This window comes from Haematospirillum sp. 15-248 (assembly GCF_012102665.1).
In the GTDB taxonomy this organism is placed as follows: Bacteria; Pseudomonadota; Alphaproteobacteria; order Rhodospirillales; family Rhodospirillaceae; genus Haematospirillum.
The window spans coordinates 22,862-49,731 of sequence record NZ_JAAVTF010000013.1 but is presented as its reverse complement, the minus strand read 5'-3'; the positions used below and the strand labels follow the sequence as shown (position 1 = coordinate 49,731).

The 26,870-nt window shown below is 52.9% G+C and carries 17 protein-coding genes and 4 pseudogenes; 11 read left to right on the top strand and 10 right to left on the bottom strand.

Going from position 1 to position 26,870, the window contains the following annotated elements:
- Positions 1 to 210: 210 nt before the first annotated feature.
- The 7 genes and pseudogenes from HEQ72_RS10225 to HEQ72_RS10195 all read right to left on the bottom strand — a co-directional run.
- Positions 211 to 957 (bottom strand): NTP transferase domain-containing protein, encoded by a 747-nt coding sequence (locus HEQ72_RS10225; RefSeq protein WP_168023287.1) that lies wholly within the window; start codon positions 955 to 957, stop codon positions 211 to 213.
- Entirely contained in the window at positions 954 to 1,547 is a 594-nt protein-coding gene (locus HEQ72_RS10220; protein WP_168021410.1) for a gamma-glutamyl-gamma-aminobutyrate hydrolase family protein, read from the bottom strand. The genes HEQ72_RS10225 and HEQ72_RS10220 overlap by 4 nt, the downstream gene beginning before the upstream one ends.
- The gene (locus HEQ72_RS10215) at positions 1,544 to 3,862 is read right to left on the bottom strand and encodes a PEP/pyruvate-binding domain-containing protein (RefSeq protein ID WP_168021412.1); all 2,319 of its coding nucleotides are present in this window, start codon (positions 3,860 to 3,862) and stop codon (positions 1,544 to 1,546) included. Before HEQ72_RS10215 ends, HEQ72_RS10220 begins: the two co-directional genes overlap by 4 nt.
- The gene (locus tag HEQ72_RS10210; RefSeq protein ID WP_168023286.1) at positions 3,843 to 4,400 is read right to left on the bottom strand and encodes an adenylyl-sulfate kinase; all 558 of its coding nucleotides are present in this window, start codon (positions 4,398 to 4,400) and stop codon (positions 3,843 to 3,845) included. Before HEQ72_RS10210 ends, HEQ72_RS10215 begins: the two co-directional genes overlap by 20 nt.
- A 198-nt stretch (positions 4,401 to 4,598) precedes the next feature.
- Positions 4,599 to 5,363 carry a class I SAM-dependent methyltransferase gene (locus HEQ72_RS10205; RefSeq protein ID WP_168021416.1) on the bottom strand — a complete coding sequence of 255 codons (765 nt, stop codon included), beginning with the start codon at positions 5,361 to 5,363 and terminating at the stop codon, positions 4,599 to 4,601.
- A gap of 168 nt (positions 5,364 to 5,531) precedes the next feature.
- Positions 5,532 to 5,789 (bottom strand): annotated as a pseudogene (locus tag HEQ72_RS10200) (hypothetical protein); the annotation flags it as partial.
- A gap of 10 nt (positions 5,790 to 5,799) precedes the next feature.
- Positions 5,800 to 5,943, bottom strand: a pseudogene (locus HEQ72_RS10195) (IS5/IS1182 family transposase); the annotation flags it as partial.
- Between the two features lie 196 nt (positions 5,944 to 6,139).
- On the opposite strand from HEQ72_RS10195, the gene HEQ72_RS10190 reads away from it, so the two are divergent.
- Complete coding sequence (locus HEQ72_RS10190) at positions 6,140 to 7,168, top strand: hypothetical protein (RefSeq protein ID WP_168023285.1); 1,029 nt, start codon at positions 6,140 to 6,142, stop codon at positions 7,166 to 7,168.
- Between the two features lie 160 nt (positions 7,169 to 7,328).
- Here the strand turns inward: HEQ72_RS10190 and HEQ72_RS10185 are convergent.
- Together HEQ72_RS10185 and HEQ72_RS10180 are read right to left on the bottom strand one after the other, a co-directional pair.
- Positions 7,329 to 10,326, bottom strand: a pseudogene (locus tag HEQ72_RS10185) (Tn3 family transposase).
- A 5-nt stretch (positions 10,327 to 10,331) separates the two neighbouring features.
- Positions 10,332 to 10,547, bottom strand: coding sequence for a hypothetical protein (locus HEQ72_RS10180; protein WP_209316235.1), 216 nt, complete (start codon positions 10,545 to 10,547; stop codon positions 10,332 to 10,334).
- Between the two features lie 39 nt (positions 10,548 to 10,586).
- On the opposite strand from HEQ72_RS10180, the gene HEQ72_RS10175 reads away from it, so the two are divergent.
- The 5 genes from HEQ72_RS10175 (at position 10,587) to cas2 (ending at position 16,235) form a co-directional block, all read left to right on the top strand.
- Entirely contained in the window at positions 10,587 to 10,985 is a 399-nt protein-coding gene (locus HEQ72_RS10175) for a hypothetical protein (protein WP_322099513.1), read from the top strand.
- A gap of 52 nt (positions 10,986 to 11,037) precedes the next feature.
- Entirely contained in the window at positions 11,038 to 11,256 is a 219-nt protein-coding gene (locus tag HEQ72_RS10170) for a hypothetical protein (protein WP_168021342.1), read from the top strand.
- A 481-nt stretch (positions 11,257 to 11,737) separates the two neighbouring features.
- Entirely contained in the window at positions 11,738 to 14,923 is a 3,186-nt protein-coding gene (cas9, locus tag HEQ72_RS10165; RefSeq protein WP_168023284.1) for a type II CRISPR RNA-guided endonuclease Cas9, read from the top strand.
- A 59-nt stretch (positions 14,924 to 14,982) separates the two neighbouring features.
- Positions 14,983 to 15,894 carry a type II CRISPR-associated endonuclease Cas1 gene (gene cas1, locus HEQ72_RS10160; RefSeq protein ID WP_168023283.1) on the top strand — a complete coding sequence of 304 codons (912 nt, stop codon included), beginning with the start codon at positions 14,983 to 14,985 and terminating at the stop codon, positions 15,892 to 15,894.
- Complete coding sequence (gene cas2, locus HEQ72_RS10155) at positions 15,891 to 16,235, top strand: CRISPR-associated endonuclease Cas2 (RefSeq protein ID WP_209316006.1); 345 nt, start codon at positions 15,891 to 15,893, stop codon at positions 16,233 to 16,235. Before cas1 ends, cas2 begins: the two co-directional genes overlap by 4 nt.
- A 109-nt stretch (positions 16,236 to 16,344) precedes the next feature.
- Here the strand turns inward: cas2 and HEQ72_RS10150 are convergent.
- A pseudogene (locus HEQ72_RS10150) lies at positions 16,345 to 16,587 on the bottom strand (transposase); the annotation flags it as partial.
- An 831-nt stretch (positions 16,588 to 17,418) separates the two neighbouring features.
- On the opposite strand from HEQ72_RS10150, the gene HEQ72_RS10145 reads away from it, so the two are divergent.
- The 5 genes from HEQ72_RS10145 to HEQ72_RS10125 all read left to right on the top strand — a co-directional run bounded on the left by HEQ72_RS10145 (position 17,419) and on the right by HEQ72_RS10125 (position 26,861).
- Positions 17,419 to 18,756: a helix-turn-helix domain-containing protein gene (locus tag HEQ72_RS10145; RefSeq protein WP_168023282.1), complete on the top strand. Its 1,338-nt coding sequence runs from the start codon at positions 17,419 to 17,421 to the stop codon at positions 18,754 to 18,756.
- A gap of 89 nt (positions 18,757 to 18,845) precedes the next feature.
- The gene (locus HEQ72_RS10140) at positions 18,846 to 20,726 is read left to right on the top strand and encodes a helix-turn-helix domain-containing protein (RefSeq protein ID WP_209315648.1); all 1,881 of its coding nucleotides are present in this window, start codon (positions 18,846 to 18,848) and stop codon (positions 20,724 to 20,726) included.
- Between the two features lie 137 nt (positions 20,727 to 20,863).
- Entirely contained in the window at positions 20,864 to 22,390 is a 1,527-nt protein-coding gene (locus HEQ72_RS10135) for a VWA domain-containing protein (RefSeq protein ID WP_168023281.1), read from the top strand.
- A 43-nt stretch (positions 22,391 to 22,433) separates the two neighbouring features.
- Positions 22,434 to 23,795, top strand: a complete 1,362-nt coding sequence (locus HEQ72_RS10130; protein ID WP_168020059.1) for an SrfA family protein — start codon at positions 22,434 to 22,436, stop codon at positions 23,793 to 23,795.
- A 57-nt stretch (positions 23,796 to 23,852) separates the two neighbouring features.
- Positions 23,853 to 26,861 (top strand): virulence factor SrfB, encoded by a 3,009-nt coding sequence (locus HEQ72_RS10125; protein ID WP_168023280.1) that lies wholly within the window; start codon positions 23,853 to 23,855, stop codon positions 26,859 to 26,861.
- Positions 26,862 to 26,870: the final 9 nt, after the last annotated feature.

Sequence of the window (26,870 nt, the reverse complement as noted above, 5' to 3'; positions counted from 1 at the left end):
GCGCACCCGGTTGGTTCCTGGGAAAATGCGGCTCTATCGCCGCCCATCGGGCGTCCGAAAGCCAAAACAGCTGGGCCATTCATGCCTCCAATCTCCCGATTGAAGGGTATGAATCTGATCCGCAGACTACGAGCAATACCATGATTGAGTCTGGAGCCTAGTCAACTTGATCTTGTGGAAACAATCGTACCTTTTCCAGCCGTCTGTTAATCAAGAGAGAGACGAGGAAAAAGCGCCATTCAAAAGCCAATGTTCATATAGCTCAAGATCTGATTTCTGATCTACCTCGCCCCAGCGTCCTGATGCGGGGATGGCATCGATGCTAATACCGCTCTCTATCAGTGCTGACAGCAGGGATGTCATGTCTAGTGTATTTAGGAGCTCTGTCGGAAGGTGACCGCAATATTCCTCAACAGCATTCCAGCCTGTTGGCGTGAACTTAATTAGTCCCATATATTGACCCTGTATACTCGCAAGGTCTTGCGTTTTCTTACCTATCTCGCAGACACGTTCACCGTTAAGGCGGAAGGTTTCTGCATCAGAAAGAGGGTCTGCAAAGCGCTTTGACCACAAGGATAACCAGTTTGGATCATAGCTGAGCACGATATTGCCGGGGGCCAACATCAATGCTCTTATGGTTTGTGTCGAATAGAAGATGTCTGAGTAACTGACAATCACTGGACCTTGGCGCAGCCATTCTGCGGCCTGAAACAAGGATGCCACCATGTTGGTGCCAGACCAGTCAGGATTGTCGAAGAAGAACAGCGGATAAGCCTCTAACAGGTCTGCTTTGTATCCCCGTACCAACCCGATCAAGCTTATTCCGGCGGCGTGCAGAGCTTCGGTCTGCCATTCCAGAAGCGGGCGGCCCCCAAGCGGAAGCAGGCATTTCGGGATGCTTTCAGTTGCCGATCCCATCCGGGAGCCACGGCCAGCGGCAAGAATGATAGCTTTCATGCTCTCTTTTCCGCGAACAGGCGTTGAAAAAGAATAATATCGTCCCTGTTAGATGGTTCCATACGTTCCGGGTGCCACATAATACCATGTATGTATTCCTGCGGGTGGCGTATTTCCTCGATACAGCCGTCGTCTGTGCGGGACAGGACCGTAAATGGAGAAGCATCGCCGACGGCAGCGAAGCGATGATAGCTGTTGACGTTTCGGCCATTGTCCAGTGTATGTGTAATGCCTGCGTGGCCATTAATGCGCTGCAGAGGAACCTTGAACAGATCGAGAAGAAGCTGCATACCGCGACAGACGCCCAGAACCGGTTTCTTGTTTTTCCGTGCCCATGCAGCCAGTTCGTATTCCATGCAATCGCGTTCAGGGGCGTCTGCATGAATGTCATTGCCCCCGCTCAAGAGAATCCCGCACAGATCCGCAGAAGATACCAGGTCAAGTGCTGCCTTTGTGTGATTGGGAACTGGCACTGGAATCAGACCGCAGGCTTGCAGAAAGAGAGTCCACCGTTGATCGAGGGCATCCCGGCGCTCACCGTATTCAGCCTTGATTTCGACACGCTGTGTAATGGCAAGAAGGCGTGTCATTGCAGGATTTGCACTTGGCGGTTCAGGCAGTCCAGCCGCACACTGTGCGCTTGTGACCACCGGGCATACAAGGCTTCCCCGGTTCCTATGACAGCAGGGAGGCCAAGTTCACAGGCACGGATAGCCATGTGCGAGTTAACGCCGCCGTATGCTGTGACAAATCCAATGATGGAGCGTGAAAAAATCCAGTCAAAGCCGGGATCCGCATTGGGAAGAAAAACAATTGCCCCATCCAGGGATGATGCTGGATTTGGAGCAAGAACGGGACCAATAACGGTTTTCTGGGTAATAAAATTTGGTTCACAGGCAGGAAGCTGGAAACCCCATATCTGTTCCGGCTCTACAAGAAAGGGCGGGAGGATCAGCTGTCGTGTCAGGGCATAGCGTTCCCTGCCGCGGGCAATACTGTCTTTCAGTACGGATTGAATGCGTTCTGCCCCTGAGTGCAGGGTATGGATACACCGTATATCACAAAAGGACATGTCCTCTTCTGTTAGACCATGTTCGGCCCCGAGGGTCTTGAGGAGGGAAAGGGCATCGCTAAGAGAGCGAGTGAATACAAATTTGGCATACTCTCGGCCACGAATACTGGCTTCAAGGAAATCGAACAGGCCCACGACGGTATGATCAATGCCATGCTCCCCCAGTAGTCGCTCAATGTCGCGCATTTGTTTCAGTGACAACGAAAAAGGCTTTGCCTGCTTTATTTCCTGTTTCGATGTTTTGTTCCAGTTGAAGTATAGATCTGGTTCCTCGTCATAGCGGGGCGATAGAATGTCATATGTTCCAGGACGCAGATGCCCGTATTTCGACAGGAAATCCGTCCGGTCAAGCGTGACAAGATCTTTTCCTATGCAAGAGCCAATAGTGCCAAGGCCCTCTACGAAAGAGTCTCGTTCCTGTTTGGAGATAACTTCTTTTTGTACGCATGATTCTAGAATTTGTGTTGCAATAAAGCCGGCTCTGGCCAGTCCGGCAAACGGTAACGTTCCATAGCGTTTGACATCTTCCAGAAGCCAGTAAATACGCGACACCGCATCCATGCTGGCTGTCCGTATACGAGCGTGGCGTTGTTCCAACTCGGCAATGCGGGCAGCATCCTGGCGCCAGAGTCCGTTTTCCCTGTTGATGACAGTATTGGTAAGGTGGCGCAAAGACGTGCTCAGGATATTGCGGTCAATATCTGTGAAAATATTTTTGGGTAAACCATCTAATTTGTTCTTTATATCGAAAGTATAGCATGAAAGAACAATCTCGAACTCTACCTTGTCATGGAGTGCGGGTTGCTCCAGAAGTCGGTCTACATAATAATTAACCAGACGGGTTGATAGATCGTCGTCGATATCGGCAGGTATGAAGGAATTGAAGCTGACTCTTACGTCAATGTACGGAAGGCCGAAGAAGTCAACCATAAGCGGGAAACTGCGAAGGTCTTTGTAGCCATAGTTATGGCGTTGATAGGCCCATATGGAATCTGTGACCAGATCCCTGTACAAGGAAAGGGCAAGTGGACGCGGACGGATCCCGATGATTTCTGCTGGATTCCAATCTGGCATGATGCCGAAGGCGGTGCGTCGGCCATGCAGGTATGGCACTGGCCCAAGGGATGACGACAGCTTTGAGGCTATACTGCCCAAGGCGTCTTCGTGGTGTGTACGTGGAACCAGCATGTGCGTTGGCATGATCAGAGGGCGTACCTGAAACAGGATTGGTGTGTCATTGTTTCGGGATATTGCAAACTCAAAATCCAAGGCATCCTGACCCAAGATTTGTTCCAGATCTTTTGCCAGCGCGCCGATTTTGCCTGTCAGGCTGGACGCTTCCAGCTGGGCATGCTTCCACAGATACAGCGTTGTCTGATTATTGTTCCTTCCACCAGTTACAGCTGTGGTATCGGCACCTTCGCAGTAGTTGATAACAAGATAGTCCCCTCCCCCGCTTGGATCCTTTGTGAATACAACGCCGCTGAGTACACTGTCTGTTAGCATGGGCTGTACAAGAACTTGGTGTCTTGGGTTGAATGGGCCATAACTATCGATGACAGCGTCGACGGCTTGGGTAACCTGATTCTGCTCGATGACATTTGTTACTGACAGGTAACGGCCTGCCATGGATTCCCGCGCATCATCCTCCCCAAGCGCACTGGACCGGACAATCAGCGGTATGCGCCCCATACCCGAGTGACGCAATTGCTCCAGAACATCGTTATTCCGTTCTTTCCAGTCTTGGGCGCTGAAGTAAAACAGAGGCATGATGCGACCTGCCTGCAGCCTGGATGAGAGCCATTCCAAAGTTTCAGCTTTGGTTCGCACCATGAATATCCTCCAAGCTCATGATTCGTCTGGCTGCTTCTTCCGGACTAACCTGGCCGTAACAATCCACAACAAGATCAGGATTAACAGGTTCATGGGGTACAATATCGATGCCGATGATTCCGGACTCTATTCCTGCTCGTGACCGTGAGTAAAGGCCATTATTGTCCCTTTTGATCAGTTCTTTTACAGGAACTTTCAAGTATATCTCACGATAATTCCTAATATTGTCTCTATTCCATTTCTGGATGCCATGAAACATGGATATTGTCGCACAAACGACATCCAGCCCCTGGTTCACCATCTCATGGGCCAAGCGCCCGTAAACAGAAGCCAAATACAGACGATCGTCTTGGCTGTATCCGTGTACATGCCCCAGAATATGGCGCATTGTATCGCCGTCCATCAGAAAAACCTGACGTCCAGAAGAGCTTAACCGGTCTCGGAGGATGCGTGCGACTGTTGTTTTTCCAGCCCCGGAGAGGCCGGTAATCCACCAGAGAGTCCCTTGTCGGGGAGAATATTCCTGTTTTGCCTGCATGGATCCCCGCGGTCTAGGAGATGCGGAGCGACTTAGGCCCGCCTTCCCAGATTCTTTCCCATTACCGGTATAGTAGATTGCCTTTTTGTGTTATTCTGACACCATAATCAGCACATTTCCTTTAACCATGTAGATTAGCCCGTTTATTGTTGGGTATTAGGGCAATAAATGAGCTGAATTAAGCTCAGAGACGTAGTGTTAACTGACTCTGCGCGCGCACCAAGCTCGGGTCATGTAAGTGGTTTCCACGTAGGGCAGGTCTCTGGTCACACTCTGCACATAATCAAGGAAAACATGGAACAGGGATGGTCCGAGCCGGACTTGCACTTCATTTACAGACGTCCATGTTCCCAAGTACTCCTCCGGAGTTTGGTGTACAGTATGTCGCCCTTCAAGATAGATAACATCGTCAAACAAAGTGCTATGCCACAAAATGTCATTCATCTTGGCAGCAAAGTTCCCCTTCCCAGAGGATATACGCTGCAAGTTTGGGTGTAATTCTGCCAGTTTTTGTTCGATAGAACTCAAAACGGGTGATAGTTCCGTCATGCGTGGGTTCCAGAGAGCTACGAATCGTCCTCCGGGGCGCAGGAGACGGTGAAACTCGTATAGCCCTGCTTCGGTATCGACCCAGTGAAAGGATGATGCCATGCTGACCAAGTCGGCGCAGTTGTCCGCTAGTCCTGTATGCTCTCCTGTTCCTTTCTGCCACGAAACATCAGGGGTATCACGCTGTCCGCAACGGCGCATATCATCATTGGGCTCTACAGCGATTACGGAGCGTAGTTCGCTCCCGGACAGCATTCGGGTCCATATCCCCGTCCCGGCTCCAATGTCGACGGCATCCATATCTGTCTTGTTTTTCCCTGCCAAGGCCAGAATTGCCCGAAGGACAGACGAAGAATAGTCTGGTCTGTAACGAGAGTACGGCTCAGCTAATCCTGTATAGTTCCCGAACTCCATCTGAATCCTTCCGCATACTTATGGTATTCAAAACCTCGTAGAGGATCACGGAGAACATGATATAATTATTATTAACAAGGATCAAATTCAATCAATGAATGGGTGTATAAATTTTTCGGTCTGCATTTTATCATGTTATTTGTTGCTATCCGGCTCCCCATGAATAAATCATAAAAAAGAGAGGGCTTGCAGGATACCGCCATGCCGGTAGTATTCCACCTCATCGGCCGTATCGATGCGGCACAGGACCGTGATCGTCTGTTTTGAACCATCAGCGCGGGTAATCGTGACCTGAACGTCCTGGCGCGGTTTGGTGCCGTTTCCAATGCCGCTGATATCAAAGATATCCGTTCCGTCCAGCTCCAAGGTTTTGCGGTCGGTTCCGTCCTTGAACTGCAGGGGCAGGACACCTATGCCAACTAGGCTCCAGACTCAATCATATCCAGAATGCGACGAGGGTTGCGAGAGCGACGGCGGAGAGGAAGTTTCTGGCGAGCTTGTCGTAGCGGGTCGCGACGCGGCGGAAGTCCTTGATGTGACAGAAGGCGTTTTCGATCAGGTGACGGTCTCGGTATCGCCGCCCATTGGGCGTCCGAAAGCCAAAACAGGTGGGCCATTCATGCCACCAATCTCCCGATTGAAGGGTATGAATCTGATTTAAAGACCACGATCAATATCCTGATTGAGTCTGGAGCCTAGTCAAATTAACGAAATATAAACAATATGAAAAATAAATTATCATGTTATTTTAAAGTAGATGATAAGGAGAATTAATAATGGTTTGCATATTCGAAAAAGAATCCACAACAATTATATTTGATATGACTGGTAGTTCTGGTGGACTCACTTTTGCTTATGCGATAAGTAAGAACTTCAGAGAGGATCAGTGCATATCCTATGGTGATTCAGGAAATTTATCTAATGAATTTGTTCATAGTATGGATAAAGATTCAAGGAAAAAGATTCTATTCTGTTATGGTCACAACGTGCATCATTTCAATGAACTAACGGATAATAAATGTCATAGAATTACCATGATTAGGAATCCTGCAAATGTATGCATATCATATTTCATTTATTGTTCAGACTACAATGGAATATACTTTCACCCAACCGGAGAGCCTCCTCCGCCTCAAGGAGATATCGAGGGGACACTAAAATGGATGGAACGTATTATGGACGGGGCCAGAAGTAATGGCCCACAACCAAACTATGCGGCGAAATACATACTATCGCTTTTTGGCGATACGTTTCGATCTGATGATGAGCTATTCGAGAAAGCGCTTCGTAGACTGAAAAATGATTACGCCCTAGTTGGCATAACAGAGCTATTTGAAGAAAGCCAATTCCTCCTCAATGCACTTTTTCCATGGATTAATGTTAAAATATGGAAGCGAGTCCGGGTCAATAAAACGCCTTGGGATGAGCTCGATGTTGACCCGGCCCTACTCGCACGCTGCGCAGATTTTAATCCCGTTGATACTGAGTTGTACACTATAATGCGGCAGCGTCTAGAGGATGAGATTCCCTCCATTACAGCATCCGACGTATATCTTGACCATAAGGCCAAGTGCATCAGCAATGACACGAAAATGGTGCGTCATCTTCTTGTTGGAAGCAAAACATACCTACCGCCCATGACGCCCGAAATATACTTTGATTTGTGTACGCGAACGAGTGCGAATTTGATATCGCGCATCACGGCAGAAGATAATGAAATGATATATAAGAAGAGAATGGATATTTACCTGGATCGTATTGCTGAACTTGAAGACAAAATCATGTATCTAGCTAGCTCCACTTGACGCAGATTTTTCTTGGGTTGGCCTTGATGTGCCTTGGTGCTGGTCTTTGCGGAGAGCGGAGGGATGCGCGAGGCGCTCTGACAGACGAGGAGTGGGATATCATTGGAGCGCAGCTGTTGGGGTTTGAGTAGCAACGGAACAGAAAACCTACATAAGGATTTCAGGGCTCGTCAGGGTCAGTCTTCTGAGGATCGCGTAGCGGCCTAAGTTCGCCTCGGGTCACGAATTCCGGCAGAGAGAAGGCGTATCGGCCGAGCATATTGACGTGTTTTGAGCCAAGCGGCGATAGGCGTGCAACGTTTTCGGGTCGCACGTCGTGGCCTTCTGTCATGAGCTGATTCAGGGCGGCATCCATGTAGATCGTGTTCCAGAGCACGACGAGATTGACGACCAGGCCGAGCGTTCCAAGTTGACCTTACAGCCTTTCACGGTTGCGTTGACGCAATTCCCCGCGCTTCCCGTGGAACAAGGCGCGAGCGAGCTGGTGTCGCCCTTCACCCCGGTTGAGTTGAACGAGAATACGCCGCCTATAGGCTTCGTTATCAATAAAGCGGAGAAGGTAGAGGGTTTTGATGAGGCGGCCGAGTTCCTGAAGGGCGCGGGCCAACCGTGTGGGCCGATCGTTGGTCTGGAGCGCTCGGGTAAGGTCTGCGGCCCGAACCACGCCGAGCTTGAGCGAGCCGGCAAGACGCAGCAAGTCGTTCCAGTGATCCAAGATCAGCTTCATGTTGATCTTGTTCGAGGCGAGATCGTTGAGAACGCCGTAATCAGCCTTGCCATCGACGCGCCAAAACCGCGCGCCGCCAACATCAGCGATACGGGGGCTGAACTGGTATCCGAGCAAGTAGAATATGCCAAAGATGGTATCGGCATATCCGGCTGTGTCGGTCATGATCTCGGTCGGCCGCAACTCGGTTTCCTGCTCGAGCACGACAGCGAGGAGATTGAGGTTATCGCACAAGGTCCCCGGGACAGTTATGGCATTGAGACCGGTGAACTGGTCCGAGGCGAGATTATACCATGTGACGCCGCGTTCTTTCCCGAAATATCTCGGGTTGGGACCGGAATGTATGGTGCGGACCGGCACGACAAATCTCAGTCCATCGGCGGAGGCCACCTCGCCGCCGCCCCATTTTCTGGCGAGGGGGATAGCGTTCTGCGCGGCAACCAGGGCAGCGTTGGCGGCAATCAGGGTTTCGGCGCGCAGGAAATTTTGCTTCACCCAACTGAGCCGTGATCGCCTGAGCGCCGGAACATCGAGCTGGATCAATGGTTCAAACCCGGTGTTGGTGGCCTCGGCCAGTAGGACGGCGCAAACGCTTGTCGCAATATCCTCTGCCCGCGCGCTTCCTTCGCTGGCATGGGTGAACAGATCGGCAAAACCAGTCCGGGCGTGCATTTCCATGATTAGCTCGGGCAAATCGAGTCTGGGCAAGCGAGCCTCGAGCGCCGTGCGCAGCGCAATCAGACTTGCCGGCTCTTCAAGCTTTTCGAGGCGCTCGACGGAAAGGTCCGGTCCTTCCGGTGTGCAGATGATGGAAACGGCCGAGTTCGTGGGCATACGGCTGGCGGTTTCACGGAAGGCGAGGTCGAGCCGTTGTGACAGTCGTCCGAGCTCTTCATCGGCGACACCGGATACACCGACGGTGCGGCAGCTTCCCATGCCGCGCCTGATAACAACCCCTTGCGAGGATCGGTGTGCCGTAACGACTTTACCGGAAAGAGATCGCGCCGGCGAATCGCGCGACGAAGGCCGTCGAGAACACAAAGCCGGTAACCGGTCAGATCGAGGGAACCATCGGCCGATTTCAACTGGGTTTGCCACTGTTTGGGTGCGAAAGCAGTTGTCGGTGGTCCGATACGCTTGCGCCCGGAGTGAACAGCGCGGAGGTATTCGATCGCCTCAAGCAGCGGTCGTCCGGCTGGTGCGGCGCCGAGATTGAGGCCAGTGAGCAGCCCTGGTGTATAAGAAATCTTGCGGCTGCACTTCCTGAGTTCCGTGAAATAGGTGTCGTCATGGGGTTAGGCCAGTTCTTCGATGCGATCGATGGCTGCGGCAAGCGAGGCGATGTCTACGAGCTGGAAGATAGCAGTTCGCACTGCGTCATCAGGCGTTTCCGGATCAAGGAGGACGATCGCCGCGTCCCGCAACTTCAGTGCCGCGGCGTCAAGGTCACGGAGTGATCGCAATCTGGCCTGTTTCGCCGCCTTGGTCGCCTCGTTGAACATTGAGGTCGAGACCACATCGAACACATCAATGACATCATCTCCAGCGGAGGCTTCAAGGGTCCGGATGAATGCCAGCAAAGTTGCTGCACGCCGATCCGGTGGCAGGCGGGAAACAGCTTGGGCCTTGGCAGTACTGGCGAACCGCGCCAAAGTCGTAATTTTACCCGGTGGCAAATGATCAATAGAGGGCAATCCATTTGTGAGAGACCGGATCTCTTCCAAGCGGTCGAGCGCGCGGCGGACTTCCCGGTTGCTCTGGATGTATGGACCGTTTCGCAACCGATCGAGAGAGCCTTGTCGCTCCCCTTCCGGGACTGCGACAAGCTTGTCGAGCCGCGCACGTTGTTCGGGTATCATCGTCTTGATCAACAGTCGGTGCAGGCGGGCGTTCGCTCGTGCGCGTACTCTAGCCACGGTTTGTTCAAGAACGGATGGACCAGGAAGCAGAGCCTTAGCCTCTAGCAACCAGGCGGTCGCTCGGTCGAAAAGGGCGGAAGCTTGATCCGATCCGATCCGATCCGGTCCAGCACAGAACATAAAGGAAACGATTGCGCCGGAACCCGACACCGGGATCGGTAAAGGTGCGATAGCCATATTGCTGGCGAATACGGGGAGCATGTCGCCAACGTCCTTCACTGTGTGCATATTCCGCGATCAATTCCTCGGGTTCGGGGAGAGAAAGTTGGCGGGCGGTAAAGCGCAGGGCCGAGGCCGGAACCTGCCCCGGGTCTTCGAGAAAGATGCCCAGCATGCGCAGATCCGAGCTGGACGGCAACACCCAGACGATTGTGATCGCCGCGAAGCGTGGCGACGAACTTGCGATCGGTGTCGTCGAGGTGGAAATAGGGGGCCAGTTGGTCGGGTGTCAGTTCCCCGTTGAAGCGGGCATACTCTCTGGCCTGACTATCGCTTAGGAATCCTACCGGCAACTTGGTCAGGCCTGACTTGTCGTATCACGCTTGGTTCGGTGCTTGGCGAGTAACTCGTTGGCTCGAGCGCGCGGATTTCCCTTCACATCGACATAAGCATAGAGCGTCGACAAAGACACACCGAATTCAGCCGCGACATCGCATGCGGCATTATCACGGTCTGACATCATCGCCATTGCCGTCTTCAGCTTCTTGCGGGTCTTCCCCGTCCAACATTGCATAAAGAGATAGGCCAGATTGGTTATGGCTATGATCACGTTGTGATTGACGGGCCACCCCGTGTCACTGATTTAGCCCGATCTGCCGTTATGGCCGCCGATGTTATTCTGATCCCTACACAGCCATCGCCTTACGATATCTGGGCCTCAGATGAGGTTGTCAAACTTATTGGCGAAGCGGTTGTTTTTAAAGAAAATCTTAAATACGCATTTGTTATAAATCGTAAAATATCAAATACGGCAATCGGGCGTGAGGCGCTGGCAGCTTATCCAGATGTTCCTGCTTTTGAGTCATCTCTTACCCAGCGCGTTATTTTTGCTGAAGCCGCAGCTCGCGGACTTTCTGTTCACGAAGTTGATGGCGCTGTACGAGCTGTATCCGAGATTGAGGCGCTTACAGACGAGTTGCTCGAATTTGCCAGGTTGAAAGAACCGGCATGAATGAATTGTGTTCTGCCCATAGGCGGTTTTTGTAATCACGGAGAGGGAAAGTATGAGCAAGAAAGTTTCAATCGGGACCAGGCCGACAACCAAGCCAGCTCCTGTTTCTGCGGATGCATGGGTGGATAGTCGGGATGTAGAGGAACCGATGAAGAGGTTGACAATTGATATCCCTGCAAATTTGCACCGTACTATCAAGGCCCAGTGTGCGATGCGTGGCAGCAAGATTTCAGATGAGTTGCGGGACTTACTTTTACAGAAATACGGATAGGCGTATATACGTTTAATATGTTTTCATTAATTGTATGTTTTTGTTCATGTCCGCAGCATTCGGGGGGAGTGTCCCAAGGGGCAGGACAAGATCGGGGCCATGCGGTTTGGGGGTGGCGGGATCAGCTGAAGATTTTTTTGCGAGCGGCCATGGCCAATAAGGATACGGTATGCACCCGGGTTCATGATCGGGTACGACAAAAAGGAAACCCGGGGCCGTAGCCCCGGGTTTCGATGTGGTGCTCTGTCGAGCTTGTTAACGGCTCGACCGCAATTTCTGAGAGCCAAGATTTCATTTATTTGCCGTGAGTTGTCAAGGCGCAATCGGTCACCTTCTCCCGGAAGATGATCAGGTCTGTCCGATCAGATTTGGGACGCCCGATGTTTGCTCATTTGCAGCGCTACCCTAGATAGCGTTGTGTGTTGACATAAATCAAGGGTCGAACAATTATTCCCCCGTCTTTTTTATTTGGGTTCGTAACATGCTTCGTCTTGGGCTCGACATCGGTTCCACATCCATCGGCTGGTTTCTCTATCGCATAACCAACGGCATGATTGCCGAGATTATAGATTGTGGCGTGAGACTCTTCTCGGATGGCCGGGACGCGAAGACGGGCGTTTCGTCAGCTGTGGAGCGCCGCAATGCGCGTGCGTTGCGGCGACGGCGTGACCGATATCTGCGCCGTCGTGCAGCATTGATGAAGCGTCTTGCGGCGGCCGGTTTGATGCCGGAACAACCAGATCAGGCGAAGCAGTTGGAAGTACTGGATCCCTATCGCCTGCGGGCCGAGGCCCTAGATCGCCGATTGCAACTTATCGAACTCGGGCGTGCTTTGTTCCATCTTAACCAACGGCGGGGCTTCAAATCGAACCGCCAAACGGACCGTGGCAACAACGAGGGCGGCAAGATCATCGATGGGTCTGCACGACTGGATCAGACGATGATGGCCGTCGGAGCACGGACCTATGGCGAATTCCTGCACCTGCGTCGCAGCCAGGCCGAAGATCTGCGCCGTGTGTCGTCTGTTCGCACGCGGCTTACCTTGCGGTCCGTTGACGGTGGGAAAGCAGAAACGGGGTATGACTTCTACCCGGACCGACGGCACCTTGAGGAAGAGTTCAACAAGGTTTGGGCCGCACAGGCCGCACATCACCCGGTGCTGACGGATAGTCAGCGCCATGAAGTGTTCGAAACAATCTTCTTTCAGCGCCCCCTGAAGGCACCAGCGGTAGGACGGTGTCTGTTCTTCCCGGAACCGCGTCTGCCCAGGGCTCATCCGCTGACACAGCGACGCGTTCTTTATGAAACAGTCAATGCGCTGCGGATCAGGACCGAAAGCGGGGCCGCTGTTCCCCTCGGCAAGGAGCAGCGTGATAAAGTCATCATGCTTCTGGACGGCAAAGTACCGGTCAAGGCAATAGCCTCCGCGAAACTGTCGCTGAAGGCCATCGCGAAACATCTCAAGTTGCGTGACGGGCAAACCTTTACCTTGGAAAAGGGGCGCGATTACATCGCCTGCGATCCGGTCCGGGCGAGCCTGTCACACCCCGACCGCTTCGGCACACGCTGGTTGGCTCTTGAGGCTGAGGTGCAGGCCGAAATCGTCGGGCGTATTCGTGATGACGATGATACCGGGGCACTGGTTGAGTGGCTGAAGCAGGTCCACGGCTTGGACGTTGCGCATGCACGCGCAACGGCTGATGCCCCCTTGCCCGAAGGCTATGGGCGCCTTGGGGAGACAGCAACACGGAAGCTGTTGAGCTGCTTGAAAGCCGAGGTCCTGACCTATAGCGAGGCGGTGGGGAAGGCGCTCGATCAACACCACTCCGACCGCCGGACGGGCGAGATTCTGGAAACACTTCCCTATTATGGTGAAGTGCTGCAGGCCCATGTTATCCCGGGGACCGGTGAGCCGCATCATGACGATATCACACGTTTTGGACGGATCACCAACCCGACGGTTCACATCGGACTGAACCAGCTGCGCCGCCTGGTGAACCGGATCATCGCCCGCCATGGTAAACCAGAAGAGATCGTGGTCGAACTGGCTCGCGACCTGAAGCAAAGCCCTGGCCAAAAAAAGGCGGTCATAGCCCTGAATGTCAAAAACAGAAAGGCCGCCGAGGCACGGTCAGCTCTCCTGACCGAATGGGGTGTTCCGGATACGGGTGCGAACCGCATGTATGTTCGTCTGTGGCAGGAACTCCACGAAGATCCGATGATGCGGCGTTGCCCCTATACCGGGACAATCATTTCACCCTCTTTGCTCTTCTCGGGCGCGATCGACATCGATCACATCCTTCCCTATTCCCGTACACTTGACGACAGCACAGCCAACCGCACCCTGTGCATGAAGGAAGCCAATCGCCAGAAGCGCAACAAATCGCCATCGGAAGCCCGGCGGGACGGGATGCGGATCTGGGCGCTTGAAGACGACAATCTGCGCCATATTCCTGAATTCAAGCGCTGGCGCTTTGCCGAAGATGCGATGGCACGGTTTGAGGGCGAGCGGGATTTCGAGGCGCGGGCGCTGGTGGATACCCAGTACCTTTCGCGAATATCCAAGGCCTATCTTGAAACGCTCTATGATAGCGCAGATGGCAAGAGCCATGTCTGGGTCGTTCCAGGGCGGCTGACAGAGATGCTGCGCCGGCATTGGGGTCTGAACGGGATTCTTACTGACCCGCTGCGGGATGTCACAAAAGAGAAGAACCGGATGGACCACCGCCACCACGCCATTGATGCTGCTGTGGTGGCAGCAACAGACCGCGGCCTGATCAAGGCGATGGCCGAGCAGGCGCGTACAGATGTCGATCAGGGCCGCGAGGCACTGGCCTCATCCATCATGCCCCCGTGGCCCGGCTTCCGTGAAGCGGTTGCGGAACATGTCAACCGTATCATTGTCAGCCACCGCCCCGATCATGGCCGGATCGACCTCACGACCCGCATGAAAGGGCGCGACCAGACAACCGGCCCCTTGCACCGCGACATGGCCTATGGCCTGACCGGGCAATCCGAGAAGAGTGTTCCGCTTGTGGTTACCCGCAAGCCCTTCGACAGCCTGACGCCCACCATGATCGGCAAGATCAGGGACGAACCATTGAAGGCGGCTCTTGCGGCAGTGACCGCCGGAAAGAAAGGCGAGGCGTTTTCCAAGGCGCTGGCACACTTCCGCGACAGTCCGGGTCCTTACCACGGGATCCGCCGTGTCCGGTTGATCGAGCCGATCAGCGTGATCGAAATACGGGATGCATCCGGACGGGCCTACAAAGGTTATAGAGGCGACTCCAACCATTGCTTTGAGGTCTGGAGGTTACCCGGAGGAGCCGTCACCGAACACATCGTCAGCACCTTCGATGCCCACCAACCTGGCCCCGGGTCACGCCCACACCCTGCGGCCAAGCGGCTTTTGCGTCTGTTCAAGTCCGACATGGTAAAGCTGGACGACAGCAAGTTCGGTCCGGTTATTGCTACCGTTGTGATGTTCGATCGTAATGGCGGGATTTCCTTGGTCCCGCACACCGCATCCAATGCAAGGGAGCGCTATGAGAAGCATAAAGAAGACCTTTATCTGCGTTTCACGGCCCGCACCCTGATCAAGAAGGGTGCCCGTCGTATTATTGTGGATGAAACAGGTCATTTCCGTGATCCTGGCAGAAAAGGGTAACGGGGTTCCTGCGGGTTCTGTAGGCTGAATCCATTCGGCGGGGGAGAGGGGAACCGGCCATGGATCAGATCATTGACCTCACACAGGATGGTCGCCATCTGGCCCGTGACCGTGGGTTTCTGACCGTGAGCGAGGGAGGCAAGCGGATCGCCCGCGTGCCTCTCGATCAGGTCGCCGCAGTTTTGGCCCATGCCCACGGAATAACCTGGTCCAACGCGCTGCTGGCTGCGCTCGCGGAACAGGGCACGCCTGTTGTCATCTGCGGGTCAAATCATCGCCCGACGGGTCTTCTGTGGTCGATGGAGGGGCACCACCAGCAGGGTGCGCGCATTCGTGCCCAATGGTCTGCGCCCGTACCTCTGGTGAAGGGGGCCTGGAAGGCCATCGTCATTGCCAAGATCGGTATACAGGCTGCATCGCTCGAAGCTATCGGACAGCCATCAGCTCCTCTTCGCATGATGGCGCGTCGTGTGCGGTCCGGTGACACAGGCAACATCGAGGCACAGGCAGCCCGCCTTTACTGGCCACTGATGATGGGGCCGGATTTCCGCCGGAATACCGATGGCAGCGGCATCAACGCGCTCCTCAATTACGGCTATACTGTTCTGCGTGCCGCCACCGCACGGGCTGTTGCCGGTGCCGGTCTGCACCCTGCGATCGGTATTTTTCATGCCAACCGCGGCAATGCTTTTGCCTTGGCCGATGATCTGATGGAACCCTTCCGTCCGTTTATTGACATGACTGTCCGGGAGATCGTCAGGCGGGAAGGTACAGACGTCACACCGTCCGCCAAGGCAGCCTTGGCCCGGCTTATTGCCCTTGACCTACCGTTGGCGGATGAAACGACACCCCTGGCCACAGTGCTTGGGCGCCTGGCTTCCTCGCTTGCACGCAGCTTCGAAACGCGTCGTCTTGCGCTTGCCTTGCCCGGTCTCCCTTCGATCGATACCTTTCGTGCCTTGGGATCATGAATGGAACCACGTATCATCTCAGCGGATATCGTCTGATGTGGGTGCTGGTCATGTTCGATCTGCCGGTCGGGACCAGGGCCCAAGCCAAGGCTGCTACGGACTTCCGGAATTTTCTCCTTGATGAAGGCTTTGAACGCAGCCAGTTTTCGGCTTATGGTCGTTTTGTGAATGGGAAGGAGGCTCTTGAGGCCCGCATTCGTCGCATTGAACAGGCCTTGCCTGACAAGGGTGACGTCCAGATTTTGGCTCTTACGGACCGTCAGTTCCGCAACATCGTTCACTTTTCGAACCAGGACCGGCGGAGGGCCCGCGAAAATCCGTCGCAACTGGTGTTGCTATAGGAGCGATGTGTGCAAAAAATACACCGCCACATCGCGATATTATCAAGTGGAATCAAGGCGCAAAGCGCTGATCAAGACTAGCAGCTCAGAAATTGCGGTCAAGCAGCAACAAGGCGTCGAGCAGGCCCACCCGGAAGCGCCTGCGAGACCACCGGTTGAAGCGATTGCAGATCGTCGTCGAAGGGCTATAATCCGGCGGGCAATAGCACCATCGGCATCCCGTCTTCAGGACATGGATGATCCCGGAGATCACGCGCCGGTCATCAACACGCAGCGCACCCGGTTGGTTCCTGGGAAAATGCGGCTCTATCGCCGCCCATCGGGCGTCCGAAAGCCAAAACAGGTGGGCCATTCATGCCTCCAATCTCCCGATTGAAGGGTATGAATCTGATTTGAAGACCACGAACAATACCATGATTGAGTCTGGAGCCTAGATTTTTGTTTCTGTACAATTCATCCTGCCACATGCCTGTTCCTGCGGGGTGGGCATGTTACTTATAACCTCGACAAGAGGTATATTCATGGATGTGATCGTGAGAATATAGTCGGGTCCATCAAGACCATTATCACCTTTTCTCTTATATATCAGATCACTCCATATATTCCTTGAAGGAATAATGTTGGGGTTATCGTGACCGTATATGACAAGGCGTTAAGTTTCTGCTTTTTATGAATCGGGGTTATATGTAGAAAGAGTCGAGGTGATCATGCCCCAAAATCGGGGGCAAACTTCACGCAGACTTTTCTCGATTATCAAGGATAGTTTCTATAAAACAGCATGTTATACGTACTCTTTTGTACAGGATATTCCTTCCTAAAACATTTATTAATTTTACGGGACCAATCCACTCGAAGTCTATCAGGGTAAGCATGTTATTTCCTACATCGCACTAGAGCCGGTGTTAGCAGCTGGATCTGGAGTCATTGCGCAGAGTAGGGAGAAAAAGATGATTCCAAAAAACATATGACGGGTGGTTGACGTGTGCGAGACGTCAACCACCCGAAGATCCCTTCACACAAAGCCGCAGACAAAGAGTTCGCTGCATGCTTAATCAGGGCTCACACACTTTCCTTGTAGCACAAGGAAGAGCCGTTAGGTAGTGCCTGTACTACCCTCTTGGTTATGTCAAAATGAAGCAGCCTCTTGGCGTCCTCGCGGTTAAAGACGGCAAGGAGTTGAGACGTGAGTGTTTCACAATATCGTTCTGCTGGTTGTGCCAAGCCAGCACCAACGGGGCATGTCCGCAAGGCCTATGGCCATTTTGATGCGGCTGTTGCCGTAGCAACCTGGAAAGGTCTTCCTGAAAGGATTTATCATCCAAAACAACTGTTGGAGCCTTTCCGCCGTTGCGGGAATTACCTTCCATTTTCCCGTGAGGCGCTCTCAACATTGGAGCTTTTGTTTGACTATTCCTCGTCAAGCGATTGGACGTCCGGATGTTCGCCACTCGTTTTTCCTGGTAATGCGGAATTAGCCGGGTGCCTAGGTGTCAGTGAACGGACAGTACGCAACCACCTGTCTGCACTCGAGAAAGCAGGATTTATTTCCATCGAGCGGGGCCCTGGAAACCGTCGTACTCCTGTCAGGGCTGCGGATGGTTCAATTGTCTCAGCTTATGGAATAAATTTAGCGCCTGTTGTTGAGAAACACAAAGAATTTCAAGACCTTGCCCAAGAATTAAAAGCGCAACGCAACAGGTTGAAAAGCCAGAGGCGTTCTATCGGTGCGGCTTTGCAAGATATTCGTACGGCTGTTGATGCGTTGGATGTTTTGTTGTGGGAACATCCTGATAATATTGCTCTTCAAAAAACGTTAGAGACAGCTCACCATGCCCTTTTGCAATCAGAGCAGCTTTTTGATCAGTTTTTATGTCTTTACAATCGGTTTTCATCAGCGTCGGTTAACGAGCAAGCTCGTATTGAACAGGATATACTTAACCTAGAGAGGAATATGATCGACTCTGCAGGATATGTTCATATGCTAACATGGTCGTGTATGTGTAGTGTTTATGAAGTTGATTCCGGCCAGCAGGAAACCGGTTTCCACCATATATCTACAAAAGAAAACAAAACAAAAATAAGCTTGGCAAAAAAAATAGTCGGCTCTACGGGAAACTCTTCCGATCCTCTCTTACCTGGCTTTATAGAGGTAGCAGCAAAACCATTAACGTCTCTCAGAAAGTCGCAAACGGATCTCCTGAAGAGTTTTTGCAAACCCCTGTCCGCTGTTATTGTGTCCCAGTTTCTTGAAAGTCCTGAAAATGCGAAGCCTGACCAATGGTTTCATGCGGCAAGGATTTTGGCACATCAGTTAGGAGTATCCGAATGGACTTGGAAAACAGGCTGCCAACAACATGGTTCTTTACAGGTAACGTTTGCTGTTGCTGTAGCTGCAATGAAACCCCAAGAATATATTTATAAAAGTAGGCCGGCTTTCCTGGCGGGAATGCTTCTGCGACCATCAGGTCAGCTTAATGCTCTTGCCAGTTTCCATGCACTGCGTAAAAGAGAAAAAGTCTGATAGAAAGCATACGGAGGCATTGTTCCTTTGTACCCAGCAGTTCATTGTCGTAATAAGTGTTATTATCCGGCAACTGGAAGGATAGACTTGTGAGGGATACAGCTGAAGCCGAGTCCTTGAAGATTACACTTCATGACGGTCGTCGGGTTGTGATTGACAGTTCTGCCATGCGTCATGATGATCAGACACTTTATCCCGTTAAAGTTGTAATTGCTGGTTTTGTCCTTGGCCCTGATCTCGACGATGATGACAAGGAGCAGCTGACAAGAGATGTCTGTGATGCCCTTGAAAAGAGCACAAATGGTATCCTTGATGTTCTTGAAGCAGTTATACAAAAGAGCTTGATTGAGTGTTATATCAAGGAAACACACGGAGCTCCGGAAGAACGAGAAATTAATTTCAAGAGCACTCAGCTCGTATGTCGGCGCATGGCTGAAGACATGGTCCGTGAAAAGGCATACCTGTCAAAACTTGCCCGTTGGCTTGTGTTGAATGCTTCATCTTGGAAGGCAGAGGACGAGAGGCGCTCTGTTCCCGTTACATCAGATATGATAGGAAGCCTGATCGGTGTCTATGCCGAGGAAGCTGCACAGGCTATCGCTGAGTTGTTATCTCCTCCTCATAAGCCATTGCCATATCTGGAAGAAATACTAGGTATCCGGGATCCTGGCCATGATATACGCCCGGGACTACCCCGCGATATGCTAGTGGTCCTCTCTTCAGGACACTTTCAAGGTTTACGAGAAGCCCTTTATAAAAATACCTTTCGTCGAGTTGATGGTACCCCTTGGCCCACAGCCGAGTTAACCCGTGGTGGATCAACAGGATATGCCCAGCTTCGTCCCCCTGTTGTTGAACATGATCCTCATTTACCTCGTGACCAGGTTCAGGCGTGGGCGCAGACAATGTGGAAGCAACAGTCAGAATTATCAGATATTGACGCGGATGCTCTGGATGCCCTGTGTGCTATTTATCTTAATCAAGCCAGAACCCCTGAAGATGGGGCGATTGCTGATGTTGATGAAATTCTCTCTATGCGTGGCCTGAAGCCCAAGCGAGGTGGGCAAGGTCGGCGAGGAGGATATGAACCTGAACAACGGGAAGAGATTATCCGTGCTCTAAGCCATATTCAGAACATTTGGCTCAATATTGCCGAAGTCAAAGTTTACGAGAATGACCCCAAGGGGGGAAGATCGAAAAAGCCTGTAACCAAGACGTTGCAGAGCCGCCCTTTTATTATCACGGATCGTATGGGCCAAATCAGGCTGGATGGTTATATGGACGTTGAACGGTTCATATTCCGTCCGGGCAAAGCATTTGCCAGCTTTTTATTCGGGTCTGGTCGGCAGACAGGATTATTGTTTCGCAAGGCGTTACAGTATGATCCATATAGGCGGAAATGGGAAAAACGACTCACCCGCTATGTTTCATGGCATTGGCGGGCCATTGCCAGAACGGGTCAGTTCGTTCAGGTCTATCGTGTTCAGACTCTTCTTGATGCTGTGGGAGAAGTTGTCAACGAACGCTATCCATCAAAAACACGGGCTAGGCTCGAAAAAGCACTGGAGCAGTTGCAAGCTGATGGTGTCATTGCCGGGTGGCAGTATGACCGTTGGAACGAAAAAATTATTGAAAAGCGCGGGTGGGGACAGGAATGGGTTCTTGCAACCATAGCAATAGAAGCCCCGGATGAGGTCAAGGACTACTACAGGCAATTGTCCCGTGATGTTCCGTCCGGTAAAGCCCTTCAGGTTATTTCCCCGCTTGCGGCCAAACACAAGGTGTCCCCCGATGGGTTGGCTGAAGCGATTAAGTCCCATCGTAAGAGAACAGGACAAAGCCAAATGCAGGTTGCAGAAATTCTGGGCATAAAGCAGGGTTATTTATCCAAGCTGGAACGCGGTAAGGCCTTGGCGTCACCAAAGCTACAGAAGGCCATAGATAATTGGTTGGCCTCGGAGGCGGGATAAGCGATATTCCTGAGTGATCAGGATAACCCCGACACGAATCCTGAATTATAACTAATATGAAACAGGCTGGAGTGTTGTATGTGACAAGCTTTCCCCATAAACCTGCAATCGTTGCAAGAAGAGAAAGCTGAACCAGCATGTCTGTGCGCGTGCGACTGTATCGTTGTGAGCCAACACGTTGGCTTGTCGGGAGCGAATCTGATCCATTATCTTATCGCCAACGTAGTTGGCTGGAATTAACAGCGATCCTTTCACCGGCATTTCCCGATACCATTCCGGGATTGTTTGCAGAGCCATTGTTATCGGATGATGGGAAAGACTTGGAATGGTGGTCGTCCCTTCCGGGACAGCCTGTCCTGTTGTCCTCCTTAACGTTGCCTGAACAAAATCGGGTTCGTGATCTTTTGTTCCAGAGGTTGGGGCTTGTACGGCAGTTAGGGGAACGTTACCGCCTTTCTGGCAACGTTGCTTTTGCGGACTTGATTGAGAAAGTGACTGTAACTCCCGGGTCTGATCAGGTTCTGGTGCAAAATGGTCAGCCGGTTATTGTTGGATGGGGATATGCAGGTTCTGGATTGAATCTACCCGTATTCTATAATACAGGCTCTGTTGCTTCAGGACATCGCTGGTGGCTGTGGTTGCTTGCTATCCTGTTATTGTTGCTTTTGATCAGTCTTTTTCTGTACCGGTGTAATGGTCTTCTTCCCTCGACAGGTGAAGAGGTAGAGCAGGCACCTGTGGCAGAAGAGGATCATAATGCATTGATAGCAGATATTCTTGATGCTGAACGTGAGGTTATGCGCCGTTTAGCCGAGTGTCGTGTACCTGATCAAAATGCGATGCTGGATTTGCCTGCCCCAGCATCTACCACTCCTTCTCCTGGTTATCTGAATCCGGTTGAAGAGGTTGTAAAACCACCGGCTCCAGCTGTGAAACCGCCTGTATTGCCAAGCAGGACCGATGATACCCCAAAAGAACGGGCAAACAAGAATACGCGGCCTGCCTCTTGTCCTCCCAAACCAAAAGCGTGGGAGAATCCCGAAGTGGCTGTCTTGCTTGATGCGTCAGGCAGTATGGGTTTGTCAGCAGACTTGAAACCCTCGCAGGTTCAGATGCTCATGCGGCAGGTTATGGGTGGGAACAGCTTTGCGCTTTCGAAGTTACAGGGCGGCAGGTCTCGTCTTGATGCAGCCAAAGATGCAGTGGCAGATTTGACCAAGACACTACCCCGTCATATTGATCTTGGTCTTCTGGTTTTTGGGCGCTGCGAGGGAACAGATAATTACAAGTTCTTCAAAGCTGACGAGAGAACCCGTTTGTTGGAACAACTGCGTTCGATCACACCCCGTCAAGGTACGCCTCTGGCTCGTGGTCTGGAACGTGCCGGAACCATGCTTGATGGGGTCAGGGTGCCCGGAACTATTGTTGTTGTTACTGACGGTGAAGACAGTTGCGGGGGCGATCCTTGTGCCGTTGCCCGTGACCTGAAGGCACGGAAGCCCAACATCCGCATTAATGTTATCAGCGTTGATGGTTCCGGTGATGGGCGATGTATGGCCGAAACGACGGGGGGAAAGCTGATCCTTCCAAAGGACGGCCAAAGCTGGGATGATTTGTTCCGCGCTGCAAGTGGCCATACACCTGTACCGCAGGGGTGTGAATGAAATGACAACATTGAAAGCTGATAGAACCCGGGGCAGGGATACAATGGCACATGATCAGAATGATACAGGTCCGCTGTTGCGAACAGGTTCTCTGCGTGATTTTTGTATGCTGGGTATTTCCGGAACATCCTTGTTCTCGACAGCCTTGCAGATGCGGTCAACCATCAGACGTCAGATCGGAGATGATGTTGCCTCCCTGATGGCGATTCCCCAAATCAGGGCTGATGGTGTGACAATCGACTGGTATGCGCCTGCAGGCTCAAGGGTTATACCTTGGTCTGCGGCGACTTTACAGGAGCAGCAAGCAGTCCTCCCAGGGCTTCAGTCTGCACGTCACCGTGTTTTATCCCATGCGGGTCTTCTGGCGGATCGGCCAGCACTGTCCAGAGACCTGGAGCTGTTTGCCCGCTTGTTGCCGTTTGCCCTGTTTATTCCGGATGAAACGCATATCTACTTGGTGGATGGGCAGCCTGTGGTGACATTCTGGGGTTTCTCGCCATTGGCTGTACCGGGTGGGAGAGATGTTTTGACCGGTCTTTCCTTGTCCCCTGCGCAAACCCCGATAGCATCTGTGCCAACGGCCCAGCCAGCTAGGTTTGGGTGGCCGTGGTGGTTGTGGTTTCTGTTGGCGGTTCCGCTTGTTCTGCTGTTTCTGCTGCTTCTGATCTGGTTTATGCGGTGGTGGGCGTTGTCCCTTCCTGAGGAACAGAGGGACTTGTTGCCGTCTTGGCTGCTGGGGACTGTTCTTGAGGAGCAACACTCCATTATTCCCTTTCTTCCACCTCGGCAGGCTATTGTCATCGATGGTACCAGTGGAAAAGCGGTTGCCCTTGATCCGGAACAAGGTGACGTGACAGCCACTTCTCCACCCAGCGAGTCGGAACTGCCTGATAAAGGACAGGGTGATTCTCCCCCTGAGTCCTCGCCTACAGACAGAGCAGATGAAACCGACAAATCCGGATCATCACCAGAGGAGGGAAGCTCACCGCCGTCTGTTTCGCTGGATGAAGCTTCCTCTGGTGCAAAAGCCCTGCATATTCCACCAGATGCGCTGCAAAGCGGACAGACTGATTTCCTCAATGGAACATGGCGTTCCCATACCGGTTTGGTTGATGGTGCTACCAGTTTGCCTCTGGACGTGGAATATTCTTTTGACAAAGGTGTTGGAACCATGACCATTCGTCGCGGCGACGGCGTGGTTTGTACAGGTCCCGGAAACGCTCGTATGAACCAGGGGCGTCTGCACATCGATCAAGCAGAATCTGTCCGCTGTCCCGATGGTCGCGAGTTTGCGCCGTCACAGGTTGTGTGTGATCGTGATACAAACGGCAAGGCCCGGTGTCAGGGGGTTAATCCCGATGGAGCACAGTACCATGTTGATATAGGGCGTCAGTCCGGTCACTGATCAACCTACCCGAATGTTTATAGAAATATGGCCCTGAGTTTCTGTGAAAGGATAGCCATGCTGGCGGATGTTACCCGGCGGTCGGAAGAGGAAATCACGCTGATTATGCGAACCGGGATCCAGTTTGTGGATTTTGGCTTGACGCTTGATGCCCGCCGTGAGGCCCCCGGTCGTTTCGCCCGGGTGGCGGAGAGCCCGGTACCTGTTCGGCTGGAGGCTGATCCTGTGCGGGATGCAACACTTCATCCCCGGTCACGTCTGCCGATGCAGGATCATCCGGAACTTGAGACGTCTGTCAGAGACAGTCTTACCCTGCTGTCTGATACGTGGCTTCCTGTCCCGTTCCTGCGACAGCAGGCCACAACGTTTGTCCAAGGGCCGGCTAATTGGGCTCGTGCCCGCCTGTTTCCCCTTGAAACTGGACAGGACCGCGATGGATATACACACCGTCTTGTTCTGGCCTTTGATACCAGTGTAACAGAGGAACGTGTGGGTACAGCCTATCTGGCACCAACGTTGGGTGATGTTGAAGGGGGCGTGCGTTTTTCCTTGGCTTGGCAGGGTGAGGATCCTGCCTGGTTTATGGCCCAGAGGTGGGTTTCCGGCTGGCTGGAGCAGGAATTTTCGGACAGTGCGGTCGCCCGGCTGCGCCTGTCGCGTGAGGACATTGAGGCAGGCATCAAAGCGGGTCTGCACTATACCCATTATCTGAATATCATAAGTTTGATTGGGTCCTTGGTTCGTCCCCCTCGCATCAAGATCCTGTCCAATCGTTCCGATGATGTTTTGCCGTCCATTCCGGTTGATATGGTTCTGGATGTTGGTAATTCACGCACCTGCGGCATTCTGATCGAGGATCATCCCCAGCAGGCAAACGGCTTGAAATTGAGTTATACGCTTGAACTGCGGGATCTGGGGCGTGCCCATCAGGTGTGTACAGACCCCTTTGAAAGTCGCCTGGAGTTTGCCGAGGCAAGTTTTGGCCGGGTTGACCAGTCGGTTCTCTCGGGCCGTAATGATGCATTCCTGTGGCCAACCCTTGCCCGTGTCGGGCCCGAGGCCGCACGGTTGGCTGCGCGACGAAAGGGCAGTGAGGGGTCAACCGGCCTTTCAAGCCCAAAGCGGTATTTGTGGGATGACGAACGCTATGAGTCTGGCTGGCGTTTCAACGATGCTTTTAACCGCTCTGAATCAGAACCCTTGGCAACGGCGGCTCCTTTCGGGAACCTGATCAATGAAGAGGGAAAAGCGCTTTTTACCCTGCCGCCAGAGGAGCAGATCCAGGTTTTTGTGCCGCACTACAGTCGCAGTGCGCTGATGACATTCATGTTGGCTGAGGTGCTGGTTCAGGCTCTGGTACAGATGAACAGTACTGGCCAACGTCTAAAGATGAGCCATGCCAACCTGCCACGCTGTCTTCGTTCTGTTATTCTGACGGTTCCTCCCTCCATGCCCCGTCCGGAGCAACAGATTTTTCACGATGCCCTGGAACAGGCCGTTGGTCTTGTTTGGCGCTCTATGGGATGGTTCCCGGGAGACCCGGACACCAATACCCGGGAACAGCAGGACGCATGCTGGCCCCCCTTGCCCGAGCGGCGTATCCAGTGGGATGAGGCCACGTGTGCGCAGGCTGTATGGCTGTATTCGGAAACGGTCAACAATTTCGGTGGCAGACCGGAAGACTTCTTCCACGTCATGCGCAAACCCCGTGGCGATGATCCAGGACGTCGCCTGCGGGTTGCAACAATCGATATTGGTGGCGGTACGACCGATCTTGTGGTGACAGACTACACTTTGGATGATGGCCGCGGGGGGAATGTTTATATCCTGCCGGAACAGCGGTTCCGCGATGGCTTTAAGATCGCCGGGGATGATATTGTTCTTGATGTGATTCGCAAGGTGATCCTTCCTGCCTTTGAGCAAGCTCTGAAGGATCACGGGGTTGTAACGCCGGCGGTTGTCCTGTCGCGTCTTGCCGGGAACGAGGCTGTTCCAGTGCCCGATCAGGTCAAGCGCCAGCAGCTGACACTCCAGGTTCTTTATCCCTTGGCCTTGCAGGTTCTGAAAAGGTGTGAGGCTCATGACCCCGTTGTCGGGGCAGATGTACAGTCTTTGACAGTAGCAGAACTGTTGGCAGACGACGGACAGGGTGATCCTGCCGTGCCTGAAGATTTGCATGGCTGGTTTGCTGCCGGTGTCGCACGTGCAGAAGGGGGAGGAGGGCTACCCTTCAACCTCTTGGCCGTTCGTCTTGTTGTCGACCCGGGGCGCTTGCACCGCTTGTTTCTGAGCGGCGGTATGGAGATCTGCAAGCCGGTGCAGGCTTTGTGTGAACTTGTTTATGCATATGACTGCGATGTCCTGCTTTTGTCAGGGCGTCCATCCCGCTTGCCGGGCGTACAGGCCCTGTTCCGCAGTTTGCTTGCGTTACCTCCTGATCGTCTGGTGGCTCTGCATGGTTATCGGACGGGAACGTGGTATCCCTTCCACCGTAATGCCTGCATCAATGACCCCAAGACAACAGCATCTGTCGGGGCCATGCTGTGTGTTCTGGGACAGGGGCGTATTCCCGGCTTCTTCTTCCGTTCCAATGTATTCCGTTTGTATTCCACCGTGCGTCATGTTGGCTTGATGGACAGCAATCGTCTCATCAAGGACGAGGATGTCTATTATCGCGATATTGACTGGGATAATCCTGACTATCAGTTGCCCGAGGATGTCAGCTTTGAAATCCGGGGGCGGACCCTTCTTGGATTTCGCCAGATTTCCGTCCCGCGTTGGGGGGCAAGCCCATTATACCTGATTGATTTCAACAGAAACAATCGCAAGGCTGATACGGCTTTGTATGGTGCTGGCCAGGGCGATGCCACGGTGCTGGATGTTACCTTGCGCCCCGGTCGCGGTCGGGCTGAAAAACTGGAAATCAGCCGGATTTCAGTGAGAGGAGGTGATCGCGACGGGCAGACATTCAGCCGGGATGCCCTGAAGATCCGCCTTTTCACCTTGTTGACACAGGGAATTGGTGAAGACAGCTATTGGCTGGATACTGGCAGTGTTGTTGGTTGATGGAGGCAG

What these genes read in the sequence shown, in the direction of transcription:
- HEQ72_RS10225 (WP_168023287.1), bottom strand. Translation starts at nt 957, where the DNA reads ATGAAAGCTATCATTCTTGCCGCTGGCCGTGGCTCCCGGATGGGATCG.
- HEQ72_RS10220 (WP_168021410.1), bottom strand. Translation starts at nt 1,547, where the DNA reads ATGACACGCCTTCTTGCCATTACACAGCGTGTCGAAATCAAGGCTGAA.
- HEQ72_RS10215 (WP_168021412.1), bottom strand. Translation starts at nt 3,862, where the DNA reads ATGGTGCGAACCAAAGCTGAAACTTTGGAATGGCTCTCATCCAGGCTG.
- HEQ72_RS10210 (WP_168023286.1), bottom strand. Translation starts at nt 4,400, where the DNA reads ATGCAGGCAAAACAGGAATATTCTCCCCGACAAGGGACTCTCTGGTGG.
- HEQ72_RS10205 (WP_168021416.1), bottom strand. Translation starts at nt 5,363, where the DNA reads ATGGAGTTCGGGAACTATACAGGATTAGCTGAGCCGTACTCTCGTTAC.
- HEQ72_RS10190 (WP_168023285.1), top strand. Translation starts at nt 6,140, where the DNA reads ATGGTTTGCATATTCGAAAAAGAATCCACAACAATTATATTTGATATG.
- HEQ72_RS10180 (WP_209316235.1), bottom strand. Translation starts at nt 10,547, where the DNA reads ATGCAATGTTGGACGGGGAAGACCCGCAAGAAGCTGAAGACGGCAATG.
- HEQ72_RS10170 (WP_168021342.1), top strand. Translation starts at nt 11,038, where the DNA reads ATGAGCAAGAAAGTTTCAATCGGGACCAGGCCGACAACCAAGCCAGCT.
- cas9 (WP_168023284.1), top strand. Translation starts at nt 11,738, where the DNA reads ATGCTTCGTCTTGGGCTCGACATCGGTTCCACATCCATCGGCTGGTTT.
- cas1 (WP_168023283.1), top strand. Translation starts at nt 14,983, where the DNA reads ATGGATCAGATCATTGACCTCACACAGGATGGTCGCCATCTGGCCCGT.
- cas2 (WP_209316006.1), top strand. Translation starts at nt 15,891, where the DNA reads ATGAATGGAACCACGTATCATCTCAGCGGATATCGTCTGATGTGGGTG.
- HEQ72_RS10135 (WP_168023281.1), top strand. Translation starts at nt 20,864, where the DNA reads ATGTCTGTGCGCGTGCGACTGTATCGTTGTGAGCCAACACGTTGGCTT.
- HEQ72_RS10130 (WP_168020059.1), top strand. Translation starts at nt 22,434, where the DNA reads ATGGCACATGATCAGAATGATACAGGTCCGCTGTTGCGAACAGGTTCT.
- HEQ72_RS10125 (WP_168023280.1), top strand. Translation starts at nt 23,853, where the DNA reads ATGCTGGCGGATGTTACCCGGCGGTCGGAAGAGGAAATCACGCTGATT.